A 2,500-nucleotide genomic window follows, 5' to 3' on the forward strand; every position below is an offset into this window, starting at 1 on the left:
GTATAAATAAAGTTGGCGGCGACCGACTCTCCCGCCGGTGAAGGCAGTACCATAGGCGCTACGGGGCTTAACGACTCTGTTCGGAATGGGAAGAGGTGAACACCCGTGCTAAAGCCACCATTACTGGTGTCAGTTTCACGTTTTACAACGAGCACTGATAAAATCGTTGACGCAAGGAAACGAGTAAGAAGAAGCAAGCGCGGAGCTTGTGTTAAAGAAGCTTTCGAGTCATTAGTACGGCTCAGCTCGGCCATTTCGGACCTTCCACCTACCGCCTATCCACGTCGTAGTCTACGACGACTCTTAGTATGGGATATCTCATCTTGAGGTGAGTTTCGCACTTAGATGCTTTCAGCGCTTATCTCATCCCAGCGTCGCTACCCGGCGCTGCAGCTGGCGCCACAACCGGTGCACGAGCGGCTGGTCCAACTCGGTCCTCTCGTACTAAAGTCAGGTCCTCTCAAATATCCAACGCCCACCACAGATAGGGACCGAACTGTCTCACGACGTTCTGAACCCAGCTCGCGTGCCACTTTAATCGGCGAACAGCCGAACCCTTGGGACCTTCTCCAGCCCCAGGACGTGACGAGCCGACATCGAGGTGCCAAACCTCCCCGTCGATATGAGCTCTTGGGGGAGATCAGCCTGTTATCCCCGGCGTACCTTTTATCCTTTGAGCGATGGCCCTTCCATGCGGAACCACCGGATCACTATATCCGTCTTTCGACCCTGCTCGGCTTGTAGGCCTCACAGTCAAGCCCGCTTCTGCTATTGCGCTCTGCGTACGGTTACCAAGCGTACTGAGCGGACCTTTGAAAGCCTCCGATACTTTTTTGGAGGCGACCACCCCAGTCAAACTACCCACCAGACACTGTTTCCCGGTTAGAGATTAGGCGCCAAGCAACACAAGGGTGGTATTTCAACGTTGACTCCACGATACCTAGCGGCACCGCTTCATAGTCTCCCACCTATCCTACACATGTGTTACCCAGCGTCAATGTCAAGCTATAGTAAAGGTGCACGGGGTCTTTCCGTCCCGTGGCGGGTACTCGGCATCTTCACCGAGACTACAATTTCACCGAGCTCACGGCTGAGACAGCGCCCAGATCGTTACACCATTCGTGCAGGTCGGAACTTACCCGACAAGGAATTTCGCTACCTTAGGACCGTTATAGTTACGGCCGCCGTTTACCGGGGCTTCGATTCAAACCTTCGCCTTGCGACTAAGTTCCCCTCTTAACCTTCCGGCACCGGGCAGGTGTCAGGCCTTATACTTCCTCTTACGAGTTCGCAAAGCCATGTGTTTTTGTTAAACAGTCGCCTGGGCCTTTTCACTGCGGCTTCTTGTCATTGCTGACAAGGAAGCGACCCTTCTCCCGAAGTTACAGGTCCATTTTGCCGAGTTCCTTGGCCGTGATTCACTCGAGCACCTCAGGATTCTCTCCTTGACTACCTGTGTCGGTTTGCGGTACGGGTCACTCTTTCATTTAAACGCTTAGCAGGTTTTCTTGGCAGTCTGATTAGGTACACTATCCCGTTGGCCGAAGCCGCCAGGTACTATCAGGTTTCAGCAAAAAGAGCGGATTTACCTACTCCTCCTATACCTACGCCCTTCAACGGGCACTTCCGTCCGCCCGCGGTACTTTCACTTCTGCGTCACTGCATCACTTAAAAGAGTAAGTGCTGGAATATCAACCAGCTGTCCATCGACGTAGCCTCTCGGCGTAGCCTTAGGTCCCGACTAACCCTGATCCGATTAGCGTTGATCAGGAAACCTTAGTCTATCGGTGGGCGGGTTTCTCACCCGCCTTATCGTTACTCATGCCTACATTTGCTTTTCCAGCCGCTCCAGCATCCCTGACAGGACACCTTCACCGCTGCTGGAATGCTCCCCTACCACTCAACCATAGGTTGAATCCATTGCTTCGGTACCGGACTTGATGCCCGCGTATTATCGATGCCCTCTCGCTCGACCAGTGAGCTGTTACGCACTCTTTAAAGGAATGGCTGCTTCCAAGCCAACCTCCTGGCTGTCAAAGCAAGTGGACCTCCTTTGTTCAACTTAGTCCGAATTTAGGGACCTTAGCAGATGGTCTGGGTTCTTTCCCTCTCGGCCTGGGACCTTAGCACCCCAAGCCTCACTGCCGGCTATATTATATGGCATTCGGAGTTCATCAGGATTCGGTAGGCTTTGACACCCCCTAGTCCTATTGGTAGCTCTACCTCCATATAACTCAACGCCGACGCTGTACCTAAATACATTTCGGGGAGTACGAGCTATTTCTCAGTTTGATTGGCCTTTCACCCCTACCCTCAAGTCATCCAAATCCTTTTCAACGGAAACTGGTTCGGACCTCCAGTTGGTTTTACCCAACCTTCATCCTGCTCAAGGGTAGATCACAAAGTTTCGCGTCTACCCCCTCTGACTCTGCGCCCTATTCAGACTCGCTTTCGCTGCGGCTCCACGACTTCAGTCATTTAACCTTGCCAGAGAGGAGTA

General features: G+C 52.8%; 2 rRNA genes (1 of these 2 cut by a window edge). Both read right to left on the reverse strand.

Annotation, left to right across the window (positions count from 1 at the left end):
• Positions 1–10: 10 nt before the first annotated feature.
• Positions 11–122, reverse strand: a 5S ribosomal RNA gene (gene rrf, locus E5J99_RS20635).
• 89 nt (positions 123–211) lie between these two features.
• Positions 212–2,500, reverse strand: a 23S ribosomal RNA gene (locus E5J99_RS20640); it runs 622 nt beyond the window's last position.

Origin of the sequence: Hymenobacter elongatus (assembly GCF_004745955.1) — a bacterium.
GTDB classification, from domain to species: Bacteria; Bacteroidota; Bacteroidia; order Cytophagales; family Hymenobacteraceae; genus Hymenobacter; species Hymenobacter elongatus.